Here is a 21878-nt window from a genome sequence, read left to right as displayed (position 1 = left end):
CGATGTTTACAACCCCTACATTAATGTCTGTATTAAAAAAATCCCTTTATACTATTATTCAAGCAGAAGAATCAGTTTTTAATTTTATTCAGGATTTTGCAATAAATGGGTATTGGTTCTTGGAATTGGAAAAACCCAATGATATTTATATAGATCCAAAGCTCCTAAATTCCTTGGGCTTTGATTCCGAAACAGGTAAACCTAAAACGCTCTTTACCAACAACATATTAAAGCCCCAGGAACTCGAAAGGGTATTGCGCGCCATAAAAAGCCATTTCAAGGATTTTTCACATCCCGTTAAATTACAAGTTTCCTATACTCTGCAAACAGGACATAATTTTAGCTTTAACTGTAATGCAATTGGAATACGGAATTCAGAAAATATTTTAACAGCGGTTATAGTAGCTAATACTTCCTGTGCAAATGGATCTGAAAACCTGAAAGCAAGGCAAGAAAATATAAAACGCCTTAAGCATATTATTGATGGTACCAACATTGGTACTTGGGAATGGAATGTGCAAACGGGTGAAACTATATTCAACGAAAAATGGGCAAATATTTTGGGCTATACCTTGGCAGAGATCCAACCAATCACTTCGGATACCTGGGAGAAATTCGCACACCCGGACGATCATGATAGATCCAATAAACTATTACAAGAACATTTTCTAGGTAATACGGAATATTATGAGATAGAATCAAGATTCAAAAACAAAGCCGGAGAATGGATTTGGGTAAAGGACAGCGGGAAAGTAGTTAGCTGGACCGAGGATGACAAACCAGAATGGATGACGGGTAGCCACCAAGACATTACAAAGCGCAAAGAACATGAACTGCTTTTAGAAAAATACCAAGATCTGTTAGATAGATCCAACCGTGCCGCAATGATTGGGACATGGGAGGTGGATCTTATAAAAAATAAAGTTACATGGAGTGATGTAACTAAAGAAATTCATGAAGTTTCAGAAGACTTTTCTCCCATATTAGCAGAGGCATTAAATTTTTACCCAAAGGGAAAACACAGGGATCTTTTAGAAAATTCCGTGAAAAATGCAATGGTTAAAGGTGAAGATTATGATATAGAAGTTGAAATTATCACAGCAAAAGGAAACCTTAAATGGGTACGAGCCATCGGCATATCTGAATTTCAAAATGGAAAATGTAAACGCTTATATGGTCTTTTTCAAGATATTCAAAAAAGGAAAGAAGCAGAGAGATTAAACCATGAACGGCAAACCTTACTCGAAACTATTTTAAATACGATAGAGGTTGGGGTGGTTTCCTGTGATCGCGAAGGAAATCTCACCTTATTCAATAATGCTACCAAAGAATGGCATGGCTTACCGGCTAAACCGATTCCTTCGTCAGAGTTTTCCAATCATTATGGGCTATTTCATGTAGATGGGAAAACCCCATTAAAAATGGAAGAAATCCCATTAATTCAAGCATTATATACCGGAGAGGTAACCAATAAAGAATTTATAATTGCTCCAACAAAGGGAAGTAACCGTAGTATTATAGCTACTGGATCCCAACTTGTGGGGGAAGATGGAAATGTATTTGGCGCAGTGGTAGCAATGCAAGACGTCACCAATATTAAGAAGACCGAACAAAAACTTAAAATAAGTGAAGCTGCCTTTCGTGGTAATTTTGAAAATGCAGCTATTGGTATGGCAATCCTTAATGAACATACCGCATGGATGGAAGTAAATGATCAGCTCAGCAAAATAGTTGGTTACACAAAAGAGGAATTACTTGGCTTAAATGTATTTGATATTACTCATAAAGATGATATTGCCAAGAATGTACTTTTATTAAAAGAATTTATATCAGGTAATAAATCCTATTTACATAATGAGCATAGATTTATTCATAAAAATGGATCTTTTGTCCATGTAATTATGTCTGTTTCGGTAGTTAAAAATGATGATGGAAGCCCTTTATATTTTATTGGTCAAATTACCGACATTACCCCGAGGAAAATAGCCGCTCAAAAACTTCAAGAAACACTAGCCAAACTAGAAGCAATTTTAGATTCCAGTACACACGTAAGTATTATAGGAACAGATATTGAAGGGACAATAACCACTTTTAATAGAGGAGCTGAGAATTTATTAGGGTATTCGAAAGAAGAAATGATTGGAAAGGAATCGCCAGTTAAAGTCCACTTGAAAAAAGAGATCATAAAAAGAGGAAAGGAGCTTTCTGAAGAATTAAATGAAAACATTGAGAATTTTGAGATTTTCACTGCCTTAGCCAATAGAGGTCGTCATGATACCAGGGAATGGACATATGTACGAAAAGATGGGATGCATTTTCCAGTGCAGCTTACTGTGACGCCGGTGAAAGATAAGGATACTATAATTGGATATTTAGGAGTTGCAGCGGAGATCACAGAAATTAAGAGGGCAGAAAAGGAAATAAAATCATTATTGGCAGTAACCAGTGATCAAAATGAACGATTAAAGAATTTTGCACATATCGTCTCTCATAATTTAAGATCTCATTCAGGGAATTTCGATATGCTCTTAATGCTATTCCTACAAGATTATCCAGATGCGAATGAGAATGAAATCATGAGTATGCTGAAAATGGCTTCAGATAATCTAAAAGAGACAATTGCACATCTTAATGAAGTGGTTTTAATAAATACAAATATAGATGAAAGTTTAATCCCTATCAATATCTATAAAACCACTGTTCAATCCATCCGTAACGTTGCAGGAATTGCTAATGAAGCTGAGGTAGAGATTATAAACAATATAGATCCCGAGCATAATGTATTGGGTTTACAAGCCTATCTAGATAGCATTGTTCTAAATTTCTTGACCAATGGGATTAAATATAGATCTCTTGAAAGGGACTCTTTTGTAAAGTTAGATTCCAAAATTGAAGAAGAATATGTAGTGATAAGTATTGAAGATAATGGACTGGGCATCGATTTAAAAAAGCACAAAGCAAAAATCTTTGGGATGTACAAAACCTTTCATAAAAACAAGGACTCTAGAGGGATTGGCTTATTTATCACCAAAAATCAGATAGAATCCATTGGCGGCAGAATCAAGTTGGAAAGTGAAGTAGACAAAGGAACCCTATTTAAATTATATTTGAAACATGAAGAAAATTGATATAGCCTGCATCATAGACGATGATCCCGTTTTTGTATTTGGGGCGAAGAAGATTATGCAATATGCAGATTTTTGTACAGCTTTTATGATATTCCACAATGGAGAAGAAGCTCTTACAAATCTTAAATCCATAATAAAAGCAGGGGAAAAATTACCAGATATCATTTTATTGGATCTTAACATGCCCATTATGGATGGATGGCAGTTCTTGGATGAGTTTACAAAGATCAAAACCCAGAAAAAAATCACTATTTATATAATTACCTCCTCTGTAGATCCCACCGATGTTGAAAAAGCCAAAGAGTACGATAATGTAAATAACTATATTGTTAAACCTATAACACTGGAAACGTTAAAGGAGTTGTTGCATGAAAGTGTAGCATAGTTAACTTTAAAATATCGTGACCAAGAACCTCGTGGGCAAGCCCACGAGGTATGTATTGGAAAATATTTTTAAAAATCCGAGGCAAGCCTCGGGGAATTAAACCCTCAATGAGGGATTAAAGAAGCCTCCTTAAATTAAGGAGGCTAGGACTATCTCATAATAAACTTACACACTTTAAGAGATAGTCCCTTTTATTTACTCAAATACATTTTTCTTCTTGCGTACAGATCATAAAAAACATCATCTTTTAAACTGTCTATAAAAAGGATACTTTCTCCGGTACTCTTCATTTCCGGGCCTAATTGTTTATTCACATTATGGAACTTATCGAAAGAAAAAACCGGTTGTTTAATCGCGTATCCATTCAATTTCGGATTAAAATCGAAATCTGTAACTTTCTTTTCTCCCAGCATTACCTTAGTTGCATAATTCACATAAGGTTCCCCATACGCTTTCGCAATAAAAGGAACTGTACGAGAGGCTCTGGGATTGGCTTCTATGATATACACAACATCATCCTTGATAGCGAATTGAATATTGATTAGTCCAACCGTATTTAAAGCCAATGCTATTTTATGAGTGTGATCTTTTATTTGTTGCATTACCAGATCTCCCAAGTTAAAAGGAGGAAGTAAGGCATTGGAATCTCCGGAATGAACCCCACATGGCTCTATATGCTCCATGATCCCGATGATATACACATTTTCACCATCGCAAATAGCATCTGCTTCAGCTTCTATCGCGCCATCTAAATAATGATCTAAAAGCAGTTTGTTATTTGGGATCTTTCTAAGAAGATCTACCACATGTTCTTCCAATTCCTTTTTGTTGATCACGATCTTCATTCCTTGTCCTCCCAAAACGTAAGAAGGTCTTACCAATATCGGGAAATCAAGCTCGTCTGCTATTGCCAAAGCTTCATCGGCAGTTTCAGCAACTCCAAATTCTGGGAATGGAATATCATTTTCTTTCAACAGTTTAGAAAAACTGCCCCTGTCTTCTGCTAGATCCAAAGATTGAAAACTGGTTCCAATTACTTTGATCCCATATCTATCCAATTTCTCAGCCAATTTAAGGGCTGTTTGCCCACCTAATTGAACAATTACACCTTCTGGTTTCTCATGTCTTATAATATCGTAGATATGTTCCCAGAAGACCGGTTCAAAATATAACTTATCGGCAACATCAAAATCTGTGGAAACAGTCTCTGGGTTACAGTTGATCATTATGGTCTCGTACCCACATTCTGAAGCAGCTAGAACCCCATGCACACAACTATAATCGAATTCTATTCCTTGACCAATTCTGTTTGGACCAGATCCTAGAACTACTATTTTCTTTTTATCGCTTACCTTACTCTCATTGTCTACGTACCTAGTTCCATCTGCCATTTCAATTTCGGCTTCAAAAGTGGAATAATAATAAGGTGTTTCCGCTTTAAATTCGGCAGCACAAGTATCTACCAATTTAAAGATTCGGTTAATGTTCAGTTCATCGCGCCTATTATAAACCTGACTTTCCAAACATTTAAGCATATGTGCGATTTGTCTATCTGCAAAACCTTTTTGTTTAGCTTCCAACAATAAATCTTTAGGCAACGTGCCTATATTGAATTTAGAAATTTCTACTTCTAAGGCATATAATTCCTCGTATTGCTTTAGGAACCACATATCTATTTTGGTAATCTCATGGATTCTGCTCAATGGAATTCCTATCTGGATTGCATCATAAATCACGAACACCCGATCCCAACTCGCATGAGTCAGTTTATCTATGATTTGATTGTAATTTGTATAGCTCTTCCCATCGGCTCCCAGTCCATTTCTTTTTATTTCCAAAGATTGGGTGGCTTTATGCAAAGCTTCTTGGAAAGATCTTCCAATTCCCATCACCTCCCCTACAGATTTCATTTGAAGTCCTAACGTACGATCACTTCCTTCAAATTTATCGAAATTCCAACGCGGAATTTTTACGATTACATAATCTAAAGTCGGCTCGAATAATGCAGAAGTAGATTTGGTGATCTGGTTCTCCAATTCATCCAACGTAAATCCAATAGCCAACTTAGTAGCGATCTTTGCAATGGGATAACCCGTTGCTTTCGATGCCAAAGCTGAAGATCTTGAAACCCTTGGGTTTATCTCGATGGCAATAATGTCTTCATTTTCATCTGGACTTACTGCAAATTGCACATTACACCCCCCGGAAAAATTACCAATTTTACGCATCATCTTGATGGCAAGATCCCTCATTTTCTGAAAAGTGACATCACTCAAAGTCATCGCGGGTGCAACCGTAATTGAATCTCCCGTATGGATTCCCATTGGATCCATGTTTTCAATAGAACAAATAATTACAACATTGTCGTTTTTATCCCTAAGAAGCTCTAATTCGTATTCCTTCCAACCAAGTAAGGCTTTATCTATTAAAACCTCATGAATTGGCGAAGCTTCCAATCCGCGAGTAAGAAGCTCATCAAAATCTTCGGCTCTATGAACAAAGGCGGCACCACTTCCCCCTAAGGTGAAAGAAGCACGTATAACCAAAGGAAAACCAAATTCCTGCGCCACCTCTTTCCCTTGAAGATATGAGGTAACAGTCTTAGCAGGTGCAACTGGCACATCGATCCTGCCCATTAGCTGCTTGAACTTCTCCCTATCTTCAGTGATATTAATTGCGTCTATATCTACCCCAATAAGTTTTACACCAAAATCTTTCCAAATCCCTTTTTCATCTGCTTCGATACAAAGGTTTAATGCAGTTTGTCCTCCCATTGTAGGCAGCACTGCATCTATATTTGGATGTTTCTTAAGGATTTCTACAATGGATTTTGTTGTAAGAGGCAATAAATATACATGATCGGCCATTGCGGGGTCGGTCATAATTGTTGCCGGATTGGAATTGATAAGCACGGTTTCAATCCCCTCCTCCATAAGCGATTTAAGGGATTGGGCACCTGCATAATCAAACTCACAAGCTTGACCAATCACAATTGGTCCAGAACCGATTAATAAAACACATTTAAGCTGGCTGTTTTTGGGCATTTTAAAGTGGAATTTAAGAGTTATATAATACTAGGAGAAACTTAGATATAAAAAAAGGCGTTACTTATAAAAGTAACACCTTGTTATTTAAATACTAATTCTCACTAGTGTTTGTGTCTAGTTTCTGAAGATACAGATATTTTCTTTCTACCCTTGGCACGTCTTCTCGCCAACACCTTTCTGCCATTCACACTCGCCATGCGCTCCCTAAATCCGTGTTTGTTTTTTCTTTTTCTCTTAGATGGTTGAAATGTTCTTTTCATTTTAATTATCTTTAATCTTCTGTGGAATTCTTGGTTTAACTAGTTTAGACCTATCTCTAAAACTGCGGGCAAATATACAAAGACTTCTATATCTTCCAAAAACAAAATTGAAATAATTTCCAATTGTTTTTAGTAACTTTGCGCTCTCAAAAAATAGGAAACTCATGTTCAATAAAAATTTCAAATTAATATTAGCCGGAATCGTCTTTATTGCCTCTATCTGGCAATTTATTGAAGGTCACATAGGCAACGGAATAATGTTTGTTCTATTAGGGCTAATTTTCATATTCCTATATTTTAAGAACGAAATGATCTTGATGGCATTTTTAAGACTTCGGAAACAAGATTTCCCTGGGGCAAAAAAATGGCTGGATAAGATAAAAGATCCAGAAACAGCCTTAACTCAAAAACAGCAAGGTTATTATTGGTACTTAAACGGATTGATGCTTTCTCAAACCAATATCACCAAGGCTGAAAAATATTTCAAAAAAGCGATCAAATTAGGTTTGGCTATGGATCAAGACCTTGCCATGGCAAAATTAAATCTTGCCGGAATAGCCATGACAAAAAGAAGAAAAAGAGAGGCTCAAATGCTTCTTACCGAAGCTAAAAAATTGGATAAACATGGAATGTTGAAAGAGCAAATAACCATGATGAAACAGCAAATGAAAAAAATATAAACCCATAAGTGTTAATAACTTAGGGCATAACTTTTCAAATACGCACTTTAACTAATATACGTACTCTTTGGCGATAAAGTTTCGCTGTCTTCTACATCTACCATACCTTTGATATTGTAAGTGTAAATGCATCGAATGATAAAACTATTACCTCTATTAAGTTTACTTCTATTGGTTTCTCCAATTTTCGCTCAACAGGAAGAAAATAAAATTTTCTTTTCTGATGCCCTTAGCTTGCATCTTCCAAAATATGAATCCAATGCAGAAAATGCCTATAGCCGACGGGATTATAAAGAAGCTACTAGACTTTTCGATTCTTTAGTGGAATATGGTTTAAACGGAAGTTATATGAACAACTTTCAATTTAATCAGCTTAACAGTAAAGAGGTTTCTTTATACGATTTCAAAAAACCCACGTATCTTATAACATATGCCTCTTGGTGCGTAACTACCGAAGGGGAAATTCCGGCAATTAATGAACTTGCCAATAAGTACAGTGATGAAATTGATTTTGTGATCCTTTTTTGGGATGATCAAAAAACAACAAAGAAGATGGCAAAATCATATAACAAGAATATTACAGTACTATATGTAAATGAATTAAACAACAGGGACGCGCATGTTGTAAGCAAGCTAAAGCATTCTCTGGGTTTACCAACCACTTTTTTATTGGACAAGGACAAAATGGTCTTGGATGTAAGAAGAGGGGTTACACACGCTTTAAACAAAAGTTTTGAAGAGTCTTTCGACTTAAACTACACTTCGATGTACGACGGTATTGCCAATCACTTATTGGGCAATAAAAAATACAGCACGAATCAAGAAACTGTTGCAACTAATTAATGTATGGGTTATTTGCAGATTAAAGAAGCTGCACATTTAACAATGTGCAGCTTCTTTGTTTTAAATGAATTCCCTATTTACTTGTAGTATCCTTTCTCGGGGATATCTATAAAATAGGTTTTACCGGACTTATTATTTAAATGTGAATCCCTTAGCCAAGGATTGTGGATCTTCAGTATTTTATAATTAATATCCATTTCTTTAGCAAACGCAGCAAAATCTGTTACAGCCGTATCCACTTTCACCTTATAAGTTGGAATATCCTTATACAATTGATCTTCATTATAATTAAATCCATATTTTAGGGGATTGCTCATAATTTCTTTAAGAGCCAGGATCCTAAACACATAGCGCCCAGTTTCTTCCCCTAACAACAAATCATAATACTTGCTCGCATCTTGTCTCTCCAACTGTCTTATCATTCCTGCATTTCCAGCATTATAGGCTGCTGCAGCCATCGTCCAAGTACCAAACTTTTCTTTGGATTTTTTTAAATACTCACAAGCCACTCGGGTAGATTTTTCAATATGGTACCGCTCATCCACATTATCATTGATCTCAAGTTTAAAATCTTTTCCTGTCCCTTCCAGAATTTGCCAAAAACCAACTGCTCGCGCAGGGGAAACAGCCTGAGTAAGCCCACTTTCTATAACTGCTAAATATTTAAAATCATTTGGAACATCATACTCGGCAAGGATAGGTTCTATTACCGGAAAATATTTATTGGCCCGCTTTAATAACAATAAAGCATTCGATTGCCAATAAGTATTTACCAACAATTCCCTATCCATCCTTTCATAGATATCAGGGTTCTCAATAGGTACGGGCTCCCCCGCAAAATTTAAATTTTCAGGCATTGGTAAAGCATAAATTGCATAATGTTCCCCAACAACCTTTGTTTTTGAACCTGCCATAAGTTCAGCTTCTGGACCATCTTGGACTGCCTGAATGCTTATTGCACAAACACTTATAAATCCGATGCTCATCAATAATACTTTCAAAATTTTCATATATATTAAATTTAATTTTTAGTTTGCATTTTTCCTTTTAAAATAAGGGAAGGAAGATGCACATTGAACCATCTAAACCTATTTACAACCATTATATGAGTTCCTCCTTTTACGGTTATACACCCATTGATGTACTTATAAGGAAAAACAATATCTTGATCTCCATGGATATGTACAATTCCAGGGATTGGATTTTTGCGATCCCAATTGATCATATTCTTGAGTGCCCAATCTACATAATTCACATCTCTTATAGATAAATACTTTTTATAAAGTTCTGCTCTTTTTTTTAAAAAATCTCCAAAAGCCAATTTTTCAAACTTGTCTATATGATTCAATAAACTGGTGGGAATAAATTTTACCAGGCCTTTATTGGACGCATACCTCATCCTTCTAGGCAATTCCCTTCTACTTTTAACGCTTGAAATTATGATCAATCTTTTTAATTTCAAATATTTGCTCATCTCCTGAACAACCATCCCTCCAAAAGACACACCAATCAAAGCAATATTATCATGTTCTATAAAAGAGTTCATTCTTAAGGCATACTCCTTTAAAGATTCATTAGGTTCTGGTATAAGCCATTCTAACCAATGAATTCGGAATTTATCCTCAGGTAATTTTATATGTTCAAAAATCGAAGGATTAGCAGCCATGCCCGGCATAAAATATACATGGACAATTTTATTGTTAATCAGCATTTTAACAGGTGTGTAACATTAATAAGGAAAGTTTTATTGTAAATTTACTATCCAAATAACCACTATTTTTTTTGCTTTCGCAAATAAGATCTATTAAAATATGATCGAAGAAGTACACAATCCTTTCCTTTTCAGAAACAGTATAAATTACGGTTGGATTATGTGGTATTTTACTGTTTTCAGGTTTAAATTAAGAGAATTGAATTTAAGGAGACCCATCTTCTGAATTTAAAAACATAGGGTTTCTTCCCAGAAGTGTCTAAAAATGATATAATACGGCTAAATCCATTTTTTAAAACAATTGAAAATACCAACATAATTAAAATGAAAGTTAAACAAACCTTAAAATTGCTTCTTATTGAAGTATCTTTGGATTAAAACCTTACGATGATGATGGATGTAGAAATTAAGATTACAGACAACGAGTTTTTAAGACAATTTGAATCTGTGATCAACGAAGAATTAGTGATTGTGGAATATTCCCAGCAGGAGCGAAAAGTATTCTTAACAAAGCTTAAAATGACGGACGCACTTAAAGATGGTGGATATTTAGAACCATTTTTAGAGTCTCTTTTAAGCTATATTCAGGAAGGAACACATAGAGTGGTACCCACAAATCCCGAAATTGCCAAATATATGCGCAAGTACAGAAGAAAATATAAGGATCTTCTACCGGTGGGAATGAATATTTAATCCCTCATTAAAGGTTTAATTCCCTGTGATTTGCTTTGAATTTTAAAAAGTATTTTTTCATTTATGCCTCGTGGGCTTGCCCGGAAGTTTATGATTTTAAGATTTCCAGCTCACTATAAGCAAAGCGAACGATTCCATCTTCATCTATTTTATCCAATTTAATTTGATGCAGGGTATTAACCAACTCCGGATTCCACGGAGTTTTTACTTTTACATAGTTTTCCGTAAATCCGTGAATATATCCTTCTTTGTTTTCTCCTTCGAACAAAACCGTATGGGTAGTTCCAAGCTGACTTTCATAAAAAGCCCTTCGTTTTTTAGCTGAAAGTCCCCTAAGCATCTTACTTCTCTTTTTTCTGATGCTCAATGGAACAACTTCATCCATTTCGGCAGCCACTGTGTTTTCTCTTTCAGAATAGGCAAAAACATGTAAATAGGAGATTTCCAATTCATTTAAGAAATTATAGGTTTCCAAAAAATGTTCATCTGTTTCTCCAGGAAAACCTACGATTACATCTACTCCAATACAGGCATCTGGCATCACCTTTTTAATCTGACTTACTTTTTCCACATACAATTCGCGCATGTATCTGCGGCGCATTGCCTTCAAAATTTGGTTGCTCCCGCTCTGCAACGGAATATGGAAATGAGGAACAAAACTATTGCTTTGGGCCACAAAGTCTATTGTTTCATTTTCAAGTAAATTTGGTTCTATGGAAGAGATCCTTAACCTATTAATTCCTTTTACTTCATCTAAAGATTTAACTAGGTCCAAAAAAGTGTGTTCATGTTTTTTATCTCCAAACTCACCCTTTCCGTAATCTCCAATATTCACACCTGTAAGTACAATCTCCTGAATTCCTTTCGCTGCGATTTCTGAAGCATTCTTCAAAACATTCTGTAGATTATCACTTCTGGAAATCCCTCTCGCAAGCGGAATTGTACAATACGTGCATTTATAATCGCAACCATCCTGTACTTTTAAAAAAGCCCTGGTTCTATCACCAAAGGAATATGCACTTTCATAAAAGTCGGCATCTGCAATCTCACAAGAGTGAATTTCAGCAAATTCCTGTTTTGTGAGATCATTTAAATAATCTGTAATTTTAAATTTTTCGGTAGCTCCAAGAACAAGATCTACTCCATGAACATCTGCAAGTTCTTCAGGTTTTAATTGAGCATAACACCCAATAGCGATTACAAAAGCATCTTCATTAACTTTCTGGGCTTGCTTCACTATAGATTTAAACCTTTTATCGGCATTCTCGGTTACCGAACAGGTATTGATCACATAAATGTCAGCCCTCTCGGAAAACTCCACGCGTTGAAACCCTTCATTTTTGAAAGAACGGGCAATAGTGCTTGTTTCAGAAAAATTAAGCTTACAACCTAGGGTATAAAAAGCTACTTTTTGAAGATTGTCCATTGATTAAATCTTTAATCCCTCCATGAGGGTTTAATTCCAAAAAATATTTCAAATCAAAACTCCTGTTTAGGCACCGAAGCACTTAGATATTTTCGATAAATTTTGGAGTGCAAATATACCAACTAATCTCGGGTTGATAAAATGTATATGCAATGAGAATTCATCGTTTAATCCCTCCTCCATTTTTTAGAATCTTCAAAGACGTGTTCTAAGATTTCTTTATCATCTTCGGAAAATTCAATGCCTCGACGTTTCATCACTATTTCTGCTACTTCAAAAGCTTTAGCTGTTTTATAGGTTGTCATTCCAGCGCTCCCGCCCCAACTGAAACTAGGGATAAAATTCCGTGGAAACCCGCTACCAAAAATATTTGAGCTTACTCCTACTACGGTTCCTGTATTGAACATGGTATTGATTCCACACTTACTATGATCTCCCATCATTAATCCGCAGAATTGAAGACCTGTTCTGGCAAAACCCTCTGATCCATAATCCCAAAGTCGGACTTCGGCATAATTGTTTTTAAGATTGGAGTTATTGGTGTCTGCACCAAGATTACACCACTCTCCTATTACTGCATTTCCCAGATACCCGTCATGTCCTTTATTGGAAGATCCAAAGATCACAACATTATTAACTTCTCCCCCAACTTTGGAGTGAGGGCCAACAGTAGTTGGGCCATACACCTTAGCACCTAATTTTAAAACAGCATGCTTGCAAAGTGCAAAAGGACCCCGTACCAAACTTCCTTCCATTATTTCTGAATCTGCCCCTATATAAATAGGACCAGCTGAAGCATTTAAAGTTGCGAATTCTACCGATGCACCTTCTTCTATGAAAATATTTTCTGAATTAATCACATTATTGGAAGCTGGAATTGGCTGAGACTTTCTGTCTTGTGTGAGCAGTTCGAAATCTGCAGCAATAGCATCTCCATTTTTTGAGAAAATATCCCAGGTGTGCGCGATCTGAAATGGTTCACCTGCAAGTTCCAGTGCGATAAAGGTTGAAAAATCTACTTCTTGATCTTCTAAAGTATAAAATGCTACGATATCCTCTTCAAAAAAGATAGCTTGATTTTCTTCTAGATTTTCTATTTGAATCAGAAGTTCTGGAGTTGGCAGAAAAGAAGCATTTATCATAACATTTTGCTCCAATTCCACCATGGGCCATTTGTTGGCCAAGTAATCCTCGGTTACCGTAGACGTGGTTGTACCCAATAGTTTCTCCCATTTCTCACGGATGGTAAGAATCCCTATTCTTATATCTGCAACCGGCCTGGTAAAAGTAAATGGCAAGAGTTGGCCTCTAGAGGAACCATCAAAAAGTATATAATTCATGTTCTATAATTTGAGTGCTAAAATACTAATGAAATTGCGTTAAATAAAAAATTTCTTGAAACCGACTATCCTCCCAAGCCATAGAGGTATTTCGTCGGTTTCATTGTGGCCTCTGGGCCAGAAATCGAAATTTCGTATTTTACCTCACCTAGAACTGCCAAAAAAAAAGCAGTTCTCACCTCTCACAAGGAGAGGTGAAACGGAAACCCCGAGGCAGAGCCATCGGGGAATTTTATAGATTAAGATCCCTATTTATATATCTATGCATATCCGTTTTTTTTTCCAAAAGTTCTTTCGTCACCCTGAGATCTGTGATAAAAAAATCATCCAGCGTAGGAAATTGACGTGTTTTTTATATAAGCTGATGGGATGCTGAAACAAGTTCAGCATGAGGACAATTGCGCATCGTCACCCTGAACTGGTTTCAGGGTCTTGGATTCACAAATATATAAAAACACGTCAATGGTAATTTATTTCAGGGTCTCAACAGTGTATTGAGTTACATTGAGTTGAGATTCTGAACCTCCCGAACGGTCGGGACAGAATGACGTCCTTTTTCAGTTTAGGATACTTTACGGACAAACAAATATATCTTTTCAATAGAGAGATCAATAAAAAACAATGCAAAAAAAAAGCCTTCATTTCTGAAGGCTTTAGAGGATCACTAAAACAAGGATTATTTCTTGAATTTAGCGTATTTGTTCTTGAATTTATCAATTCTACCTGCTGTATCCAATAATTTGGATTTACCAGTATAAAATGGGTGTGATGTTCTTGAGATTTCCAATTTAATTAATGGATACTCATTTCCGTCAACTTCAATAGTTTCTTTAGTATTCGCGGTAGATTTAGTAAGAAAGACTTCTTCGTTAGACATGTCTTTAAATGCTACTAATCTATAATTTTCCGGATGGATTCCCTGCTTCATCTCTTTATTCTTTAATAATCGTGTTCGTTTTTCGAGTGGCAAATTTAATCATTTTTAATAAATATCAAACTATATCCACGTTATTTTTTCTATGCTAACAACAAAACATTAAAATTCCAAGTTTGTAACGAATTGCTATATTTGTTAACTAACCACAAAACTAATCTTTCAATCTTAATTTTATGGAAAATCAACAAGCAACCGCTAAAAAATTTGTTCTTAACTACGGTCTGTTATTAGGGATCGTATCGGTTATTTTTGGAGTAATAATGTACGTTACCAACGTATATCTAGATCCAGGTATTATATACACTGTTATTGGGTTCTTGGTTTTAATTACCATTATAACATTAGCCATTAAAGCTTTTAAATCTGAAAATGGCGGATTCTTAAGCCTGGGAGAAGCTTTAAAAGTTGGAATTGGAGTAGCTGTTGTTGGAGGTATTATCGCAGCAGTGTGGTCTTTCGTTCTAATGAATTATATTGAACCGGATTACATGAACCAGATGATGGAAGTTAACCGTGAAAAAATGATAGAAGCACAACCAGACATGACGGAATCTCAATTAAATGCAGCTGAAGAAATGACTGCTAAATTTGCTTCTCCTATTATGGTGGTTGCTTTTTCATTAATTGGAAATTTATTCTTTGGATTGGTTATATCCCTGATTGCTGGCCTAATCATGAAAAATAAAAATCCTATGGAAGGATAGTCTAAATAATATTGAATGCAACTATCTATAGTTATTCCTCTATTAAATGAGGAAGAATCTTTAACAGAATTATATAATTGGATTGTATCGGTGATGCAATCCAATTCCTATTCTTATGAAATAATTTTTATAGACGATGGGAGCACCGATGCTTCTTGGAAAACTATTTCTCAATTAGCAGTTCAAGATCCCCATGTTAAAGGAATCAAATTCAACCGGAACTACGGTAAGTCCCAAGCGCTCCATGCGGGTTTTTTGGAAGCTCAAGGAGATGTGATCATCACCATGGATGCCGATCTTCAAGACAATCCAGAAGAAATTCCGGAACTTTACGACCTTATCCAAAAAGATCAATTCGATTTGGTTTCAGGCTGGAAAAAGAAACGATACGATTCAGTAATTAGTAAGAATCTGCCTTCCAAACTTTTCAATGCAGCTGCCAGAAAAACTTCCGGAGTTAACCTACACGACTTTAATTGCGGGTTGAAAGCCTATAGGAAAGAAGTTGTAAAGAATATAGATGTGTATGGAGAAATGCACAGGTATATTCCTGTTTTGGCTAAAAATGCCGGGTTCAGTAACATTACTGAAAAGGAAGTACAACATCAAGCGAGAAAATATGGGAAGACAAAATTCGGTGTAGATCGGTTCATTAATGGTTTCCTTGATCTTATTAGTATTTGGTTCCTATCCAAGTTCGGAAAAAGACCGATGCACCTTTTTGGGGCTTTGGGCGTGCTTATGTTCTTTTTTGGATTTATTGCGGCTGCATGGATAGGAGTCTCTAAACTTTATAAATTATACCATAGTTTACCTAATATATTGGTAACCCAGAATCCTTGGTTCTACATCTCGCTCATTTTAATGGTGATAGGAACTCAGTTTTTCCTTGCCGGGTTTTTAGGAGAACTTATTTTAAGGAGCAGACGGGATACCGAGAGGTACCTAATAAGTAAAACTACCGGAATCCAATAAGCTCTTTCCACATTAATCCTTATTTTTGATTAAAATTTTGATCACATGACTCAAATTAAATCCGATATCCTCTCTAAAGCAAAACTTTGGCTTTCCGATACTTTTGATGCAGGGACACAGGCACAAGTAAATCATCTTATCAATAACGATCCAAAGGAACTAGAAGAGAGCTTCTATAAAAATGCTGCTTTTGGAACCGGAGGAATGCGTGGAGTAATGGGTGCCGGTCCCAATAGAATCAATAAATACACTTTAGGAAAAAATACGCAAGGTCTTTCAAACTACCTTAAAAGAGAATTCAAAGGAGAAGAAATTCGAGCTGTTATTGCATACGACTGTAGAAAAAACAGTAAAGAATTTGCACAAATAGTTGCAAATATCTTTTCTGCAAACGGAATTAAAGTCTTTCTTTTCTCTAACCTAAGGCCAACTCCGGAATTGTCATTTGCAGTAAAACATTTGGATTGTCACTGCGGAATTGTACTTACCGCAAGTCACAATCCTCCCGAATATAACGGTTACAAGGTCTACTGGCAAGACGGCGGGCAATTGGTGCCACCACAAGACAACAAGATTATTGAAGAAATTGAGTCTTTGGACTTTTCAGAAATTAAATTTGAAGCGAGACCAGAACTAATTGAGATTATAGATAAAAAAGTAGATGAAGCATTTCAAGCTGCTTCGGTAAAAAATGGAAGTTTTGGAACCTCTCCTTCAGCCAAAGATGATCTAAAAATAGTTTTCACCTCTTTACATGGAGCTTCTTCCACGGCCACGCCTCAAGTTTTAAAGAAAGCAGGTTACAATAATGTTTATTTGGTTGAAGAGCAAGCAGCACCAAATGGTAATTTTCCTACTGTAAAATCTCCAAATCCCGAAGAACCTGAAGCCTTAAAAATGGCCCTTGCCCTTGCTGAAAAAGAGCACGCAGACATTGTAATAGGAACAGACCCTGATGGAGATCGTTTGGGAATTGCCGTAAGGGATTTAAATGATGAACTGTTCTTGCTTAATGGAAACCAAACCATGGTAGTGATGACTTGGTTTTTGTTGGAGCAATGGAAAAAGAACAAAAAGTTGACCAAAGATTCTTTCGTTGCATCTACCATAGTTTCCACGCCGATGCTTAAAAATATTACCAAGTCTTATGGCGCACATTATTATGAGGTTTTAACAGGATTCAAGTGGATTGCGAAGTTAATTAAAGATCATCCGGAAATGGATTTTGTAGGTGGTGGTGAAGAAAGTTTTGGGTACATGGTTGGTGATTTTGTAAGAGACAAGGATGCAACCACAGCTACCCTGCTCGCTTGCGAAATTGCTGCACAGATGAAAGAAAACGGAAGTTCTTTTTATAAGCAATTAATAGCGCTATACCAAGAATTCGGCTTTTATAAAGAAGAACTCATCTCTCTAGTTAAAAAAGGAATTGAGGGAGAGCTTCAGATAAAACAAATGATGGTAGATCTTAGGGAGCATCCTTTAAAAGAGATCAATGGCGAAAAAGTGGTGCTTATAGAAGATTATCAGGCTTCGATTGCCAAAAATATGCAGGATCGTTCGGAAACTGCGATAGATCTTCCAAAATCCAATGTGTTGATCTATTATACAGAAGATGGCTCAAAAATAGCAGCAAGGCCCAGTGGCACTGAGCCTAAAATAAAGTTTTATATCAGTGTCAACGAAGAATTGACATCTTCTTCTGCTTTCGAAAAAGCACAAAAATTACTACAACAAAAAATCGCCGGAATTAGAGCAGATCTTCAGGTAGAGTAAAATTAACGAATGAGCTATTTTAGAAAAATTCTTGAATATGCGAAGCCCTATAAGCAGTTCGCGATTTTAAATATTATTTGTAACATCTTTTATGCGCTATTTAGCACTCTTTCATTTATCGCCCTGATTCCGGTTATTGATATCCTTTTCGATAAAAGCAAAAGAGTTGCTATTAAACCAGATTACGAAGGAATTTCTAGTGCTAAAGATTTTTTAGTAGACTATTTTAACTACCAGGTTACTCAAAAAGTAATTGAAGATGAAATTTCAGCATTGATTTTTATCTGCGGAATTGTAGTGCTATTATTTTTTCTAAAGAATCTATTTGGATATCTAGCTGCATTTTTCATCACCTTCTTAAGAAATGGAGTGCTTCGGGACGTAAGAAATGCTTTATATCATAAAATTCTTCACCTACCAATCTCTTATTTTTCCGAAAAGAAAAAAGGAGATACTATTTCCAGAATTACTGCCGATGTTAATGAAGTGCAAACATCCTTTCTTTCCATCCTTGAACTTATAGTTAGAGAACCACTAACTATTGTCTTTACTATTATCGCCATGTTAATGATAAGCGCCAAGCTTACCATTTTCGTATTTATTTTTCTGCCCATTTCTGGATTCATCATTTCATTGATTGGAAAAAAATTAAAAAGCCAATCTTTGAGAGCGCAGGAAGAAAATGGGAATTTCCTGTCTATTGTAGAAGAAACCTTATCTAGCTTAAAGATTGTAAAAGGTTTTAATGCTGAAGATAAATTTCAGGATAAATTTCAGGAATCTACCAATAAATTAAATAAAATCCTGAACAGTCTTATTAACAGACAAAATTTAGCCTCTCCAACCAGTGAATTTCTCGGGATCTTTGTTATTGTTATAATTCTTTGGTTTGGCGGAAATATGGTTTTAATAGAAGAAAGTTTAAATCCAGCAGCTTTCATTGCTTTCTTAGGTTTGGCTTACAATATATTAACCCCGGCAAAACAAATCTCCAAGGCTACTTATTCTGTTAAAAAAGGAAACGCAGCTGCAGAAAGGATCATAGATGTATTAGAAACACCATCGACTATTATTGATGCGAAAAATGCGGTTATTGCCACCGACTTTAAATCCAGTGTTCAAATTGAAAATGTTGACTTCAAATATGAAGATGAACTGGTATTAAAGAATTTTAGCTTGAAGGTACCAAAAGGAAGCACAGTCGCTTTAGTGGGACAATCTGGTAGCGGAAAATCTACAATAGCGAATTTAGTAACGCGTTTTTACGATGTTAACTCAGGAAGTATAAAAATAGATGGAGTAGATATTCGTGATATAACAAAGAGATCACTCCGTGATCTACTGGGCTTGGTAACTCAAGACTCCATATTGTTTAATGATTCTATAAGGGACAACGTCGCTTTAGGGAAAAACAACGCTACAGAAAAAGAAATTATTGAAGCTTTAAAAATAGCAAACGCCTGGGAATTTGTAAAAGATTTACCAAAAGGGCTAGACACCAATATTGGCGATAGTGGAAATAAATTGAGTGGTGGGCAAAAGCAGCGGTTATCTATTGCACGTGCCGTTCTAAAAAATCCTCCTATCATGATCTTGGATGAGGCAACATCTGCCTTAGACACCGAGAGTGAAAAATTGGTTCAGAAAGCATTGGAGAATATGATGCGCAATAGAACATCCATAGTTATTGCACACAGGCTTTCCACAATCCAGAACGCAGATCTTATTGTGGTAATGCAAAAGGGCGAAATCGTAGAACAAGGAAAGCACAGCGAACTGCTACTGAAAAATGGTACTTATAAAAGATTAGTAGAAATGCAATCTTTCGAATAATTTGCGTTTAGGTATAGAAGTTAGAGGAAGGTTGGTAATGCATATACAGGAAAACACCCATTTGATTGAGAAGAGCCTACATATGTTAAACACACTTTTAGGAATAAAAAAAAGGATGAAGTAGGTTCATCCTTTTTTTTCGTAGTTTTCATTTTGGGGAAATGAAAACTTAGGTTTAATTCAACTTATAATCTTTGGGGCAAAAAAAGATTAAATAATATTAACACTTCAAAGATATAAGAATAAATGGCTTCTGCAAATAAAAAATGTATTTAATCTTTAAAAAATGTATTTAATCTTTAAATTTAACATTTTTACTTACAAAATTCCTACAAAAAATATTATTTTGAGGAGTTTTAAGGTTTGTTTTTTTTGTATATCCGAAAAGTATTATAAAATGATAAATAACGTCATTCCGAACTTGTTTCAGAATCTCATAACGCTAAGAATCAATATAGTAAATATAGACCCTGAAATAAATTCAGGGTGACAAAACAACTATAGGACAAAAAACGGATATACAATTACTTTTTTACTTAAAAGCTAAAACAAGCTAAAATCTTGAAACTCGAAGAAAAACTATTAATTAAACGCCTTCAAGATCCCAACACACTTAAAAATTCGTTTGGGGAGTTGGTTACATTATATAAACAACGCTTGTACTGGCATATTAGGAATATGGTTAAAGATCATCAAGACACCGATGACATCCTGCAGAACACTTTTATCAAGATCTTTAAGAACATCCAGAATTTTAAAGGAGACAGTCAACTCTATTCTTGGATGTACCGAATTGCTACAAACGAGTCGCTTACATTTTTGAATAATAAGGCCAAACGATTGCATATAAATTCAGAAGAACTTCAGAATAAATTAATTGAAAACCTCGAAAGTGATGCTTATTTTGATGGAGACCAAATTCAATTAAAACTTCAAAAAGCAATAGCGATACTTCCAGAAAAACAGCAATTGGTGTTTAATATGAAATATTTTCAAGAATTAAAATATCGGGAAATTTCATATATTCTAGGCACAAGCGAAGGTGCCCTTAAGGCATCCTACCATATTGCAGTAAAAAAGATCGAAGAATATTTAAAAATGGATTAAACCTTGCTATAGAATAAGAGTCTAAATATTAGAATGAAAATGAATTTAGAAAAATATAAAAATAAACCTGGTTTTAAGATCCCCCATAATTCTATGGAAAATCTTGAAACAACTTTATTTGAAAAACTGGAAATCACCTCAACCAAAGGCAAGGAGAGCAAGTCAGGATTTCAAGTACCCGCAGGTTATTTTGATACTCTAGAGCACATTATCCAAGCTAAGTTAAATTCAGAAAACAAGAGAGGTAAAACAATTAAACTTTTCTCGAAAAAACAACTGTATTATGCCTCTGCAATTGCCGCAATATTTATTGTGCTACTTAGTACCGTATTATTGAAGTCCCCACAGGACAGCGGTTTAGATACCTTGGATTATGCAACATTAGAGGCTTATATAGAAGAAGATTTGAATTATACCGATATTTCCAACCTTATATATGAAGATGGATTAAATATAGATAATATTCATTCGTTTAGTTTTAGTGAAGATGCGATTTTCGATTATTTAAGTGAACATGTAGAAGATTCAGGACTAATTATAGAATAACAGATGAAAAAAGTAACACTTATTATTATATTGTTTTTTACTTTTTGTGGTTTGCAAGCCCAAGATTCCAAAAGTAAAGAAGATCATAGAGAGCGAATAAAAGCGATGAAAGTTGCCTACATCACTCAAGAAATGAACATGAACCCTGAACTTGCACAAAAATTCTGGCCTATTTATAATAAATATGAATGCCAAAAAACGGATTTACAAAGAAGGGAGCATCAAGAACTTAAGGAGATTGAAACGATATCTGAACAACAGGCAGAAAAAATGTTGATGGAATATCAGGAAATTGAGAATGAAGAATATCAAATTAAAAAAGCCCTTTTTGCTGATCTCAAAAAAATAATTTCTTCTAAAGAAATTATCAAACTTCATAAACTAGAATCTGACTTTAATAAGAAATTATGGAAAGAATACAGAGAGCGAAAAGCGAAAGAACGACAAAATAAGTAGTTCGATTGTAAAAAATTGTATAATAAGTTTT

General features: G+C 35.3%; 19 protein-coding genes. 12 read left to right on the top strand and 7 right to left on the bottom strand.

The features are described 5' to 3' along the window. Positions 1-23: 23 nt before the first annotated feature. Both JM83_RS13535 and JM83_RS13530 read left to right on the top strand, forming a co-directional pair. Entirely contained in the window at positions 24-3128 is a 3105-nt protein-coding gene (locus tag JM83_RS13535; RefSeq protein WP_186434999.1) for a PAS domain S-box protein, read from the top strand. Beyond that, on the top strand, positions 3115-3513 hold the full coding sequence (locus JM83_RS13530; RefSeq protein ID WP_144962705.1) for a response regulator: 399 nt from the start codon (positions 3115-3117) through the stop codon (positions 3511-3513). Before JM83_RS13535 ends, JM83_RS13530 begins: the two co-directional genes overlap by 14 nt. Before the next feature lie 191 nt (positions 3514-3704). On the opposite strand, the gene carB is transcribed toward JM83_RS13530, so the two are convergent. Both carB and rpmH read right to left on the bottom strand, forming a co-directional pair. After that, positions 3705-6557, bottom strand: coding sequence for a carbamoyl-phosphate synthase large subunit (gene carB, locus JM83_RS13525; protein ID WP_144962704.1), 2853 nt, complete (start codon positions 6555-6557; stop codon positions 3705-3707). A gap of 104 nt (positions 6558-6661) precedes the next feature. Next, complete coding sequence (rpmH, locus tag JM83_RS13520) at positions 6662-6820, bottom strand: 50S ribosomal protein L34 (RefSeq protein ID WP_010230478.1); 159 nt, start codon at positions 6818-6820, stop codon at positions 6662-6664. Between the two features lie 164 nt (positions 6821-6984). Here rpmH and JM83_RS13515 point away from each other — a divergent pair, with 164 nt between their 5' ends. Both JM83_RS13515 and JM83_RS13510 read left to right on the top strand, forming a co-directional pair. Beyond that, complete coding sequence (locus JM83_RS13515; protein WP_144962703.1) at positions 6985-7500, top strand: DUF2892 domain-containing protein; 516 nt, start codon at positions 6985-6987, stop codon at positions 7498-7500. A gap of 135 nt (positions 7501-7635) precedes the next feature. After that, positions 7636-8343, top strand: a complete 708-nt coding sequence (locus JM83_RS13510; RefSeq protein ID WP_261376467.1) for a TlpA family protein disulfide reductase — start codon at positions 7636-7638, stop codon at positions 8341-8343. Between the two features lie 77 nt (positions 8344-8420). Here the strand turns inward: JM83_RS13510 and JM83_RS13505 are convergent, their stop codons facing one another. Both JM83_RS13505 and JM83_RS13500 read right to left on the bottom strand, forming a co-directional pair. Continuing rightward, the gene (locus JM83_RS13505; protein WP_144962701.1) at positions 8421-9353 is read right to left on the bottom strand and encodes a lytic transglycosylase domain-containing protein; all 933 of its coding nucleotides are present in this window, start codon (positions 9351-9353) and stop codon (positions 8421-8423) included. 11 nt (positions 9354-9364) lie between these two features. Further along, entirely contained in the window at positions 9365-10054 is a 690-nt protein-coding gene (locus JM83_RS13500; protein WP_144962700.1) for an alpha/beta hydrolase, read from the bottom strand. A gap of 387 nt (positions 10055-10441) precedes the next feature. Between JM83_RS13500 and JM83_RS13495 the strand changes: the two genes are divergently transcribed. Beyond that, positions 10442-10747 (top strand): N-acetyltransferase, encoded by a 306-nt coding sequence (locus JM83_RS13495; protein ID WP_144962699.1) that lies wholly within the window; start codon positions 10442-10444, stop codon positions 10745-10747. Positions 10748-10835: 88 nt separating this feature from the next. Here the strand turns inward: JM83_RS13495 and mtaB are convergent, their stop codons facing one another. The 3 genes from mtaB to JM83_RS13480 form a co-directional block, all read right to left on the bottom strand. Next, a complete protein-coding gene (mtaB, locus tag JM83_RS13490; RefSeq protein WP_144962698.1) occupies positions 10836-12173 on the bottom strand; it encodes a tRNA (N(6)-L-threonylcarbamoyladenosine(37)-C(2))-methylthiotransferase MtaB in 1338 nt (445 codons plus the stop codon). A 167-nt stretch (positions 12174-12340) separates the two neighbouring features. Further along, positions 12341-13513, bottom strand: coding sequence for a GlmU family protein (locus JM83_RS13485; RefSeq protein WP_144962697.1), 1173 nt, complete (start codon positions 13511-13513; stop codon positions 12341-12343). A gap of 676 nt (positions 13514-14189) precedes the next feature. After that, the gene (locus JM83_RS13480) at positions 14190-14441 is read right to left on the bottom strand and encodes a type B 50S ribosomal protein L31 (protein WP_144962696.1); all 252 of its coding nucleotides are present in this window, start codon (positions 14439-14441) and stop codon (positions 14190-14192) included. 182 nt (positions 14442-14623) lie between these two features. On the opposite strand from JM83_RS13480, the gene JM83_RS13475 reads away from it, so the two are divergent. From JM83_RS13475 to JM83_RS13445, 7 genes are all read left to right on the top strand, one after another. Continuing rightward, complete coding sequence (locus JM83_RS13475) at positions 14624-15154, top strand: DUF4199 domain-containing protein (RefSeq protein WP_144962695.1); 531 nt, start codon at positions 14624-14626, stop codon at positions 15152-15154. 15 nt (positions 15155-15169) lie between these two features. After that, the gene (locus tag JM83_RS13470; protein WP_144962694.1) at positions 15170-16129 is read left to right on the top strand and encodes a glycosyltransferase family 2 protein; all 960 of its coding nucleotides are present in this window, start codon (positions 15170-15172) and stop codon (positions 16127-16129) included. A 45-nt stretch (positions 16130-16174) separates the two neighbouring features. Continuing rightward, positions 16175-17905: a phospho-sugar mutase gene (locus tag JM83_RS13465; RefSeq protein ID WP_144962693.1), complete on the top strand. Its 1731-nt coding sequence runs from the start codon at positions 16175-16177 to the stop codon at positions 17903-17905. A gap of 9 nt (positions 17906-17914) precedes the next feature. After that, complete coding sequence (locus JM83_RS13460) at positions 17915-19738, top strand: ABC transporter ATP-binding protein (protein WP_144962692.1); 1824 nt, start codon at positions 17915-17917, stop codon at positions 19736-19738. Between the two features lie 561 nt (positions 19739-20299). After that, positions 20300-20845 (top strand): RNA polymerase sigma factor, encoded by a 546-nt coding sequence (locus tag JM83_RS13455; RefSeq protein ID WP_144962691.1) that lies wholly within the window; start codon positions 20300-20302, stop codon positions 20843-20845. A gap of 39 nt (positions 20846-20884) precedes the next feature. Continuing rightward, positions 20885-21391, top strand: a complete 507-nt coding sequence (locus JM83_RS13450; RefSeq protein WP_144962690.1) for a hypothetical protein — start codon at positions 20885-20887, stop codon at positions 21389-21391. Positions 21392-21394: 3 nt separating this feature from the next. Then, the gene (locus JM83_RS13445) at positions 21395-21847 is read left to right on the top strand and encodes a hypothetical protein (RefSeq protein ID WP_144962689.1); all 453 of its coding nucleotides are present in this window, start codon (positions 21395-21397) and stop codon (positions 21845-21847) included. The last annotated feature ends 31 nt before the right edge of the window (positions 21848-21878 follow it).

This window comes from Gillisia sp. Hel_I_86, assembly GCF_007827275.1.
GTDB lineage: Bacteria > Bacteroidota > Bacteroidia > Flavobacteriales > Flavobacteriaceae > Gillisia.
This window is presented reverse-complemented; position numbering and strand designations above follow the sequence as displayed.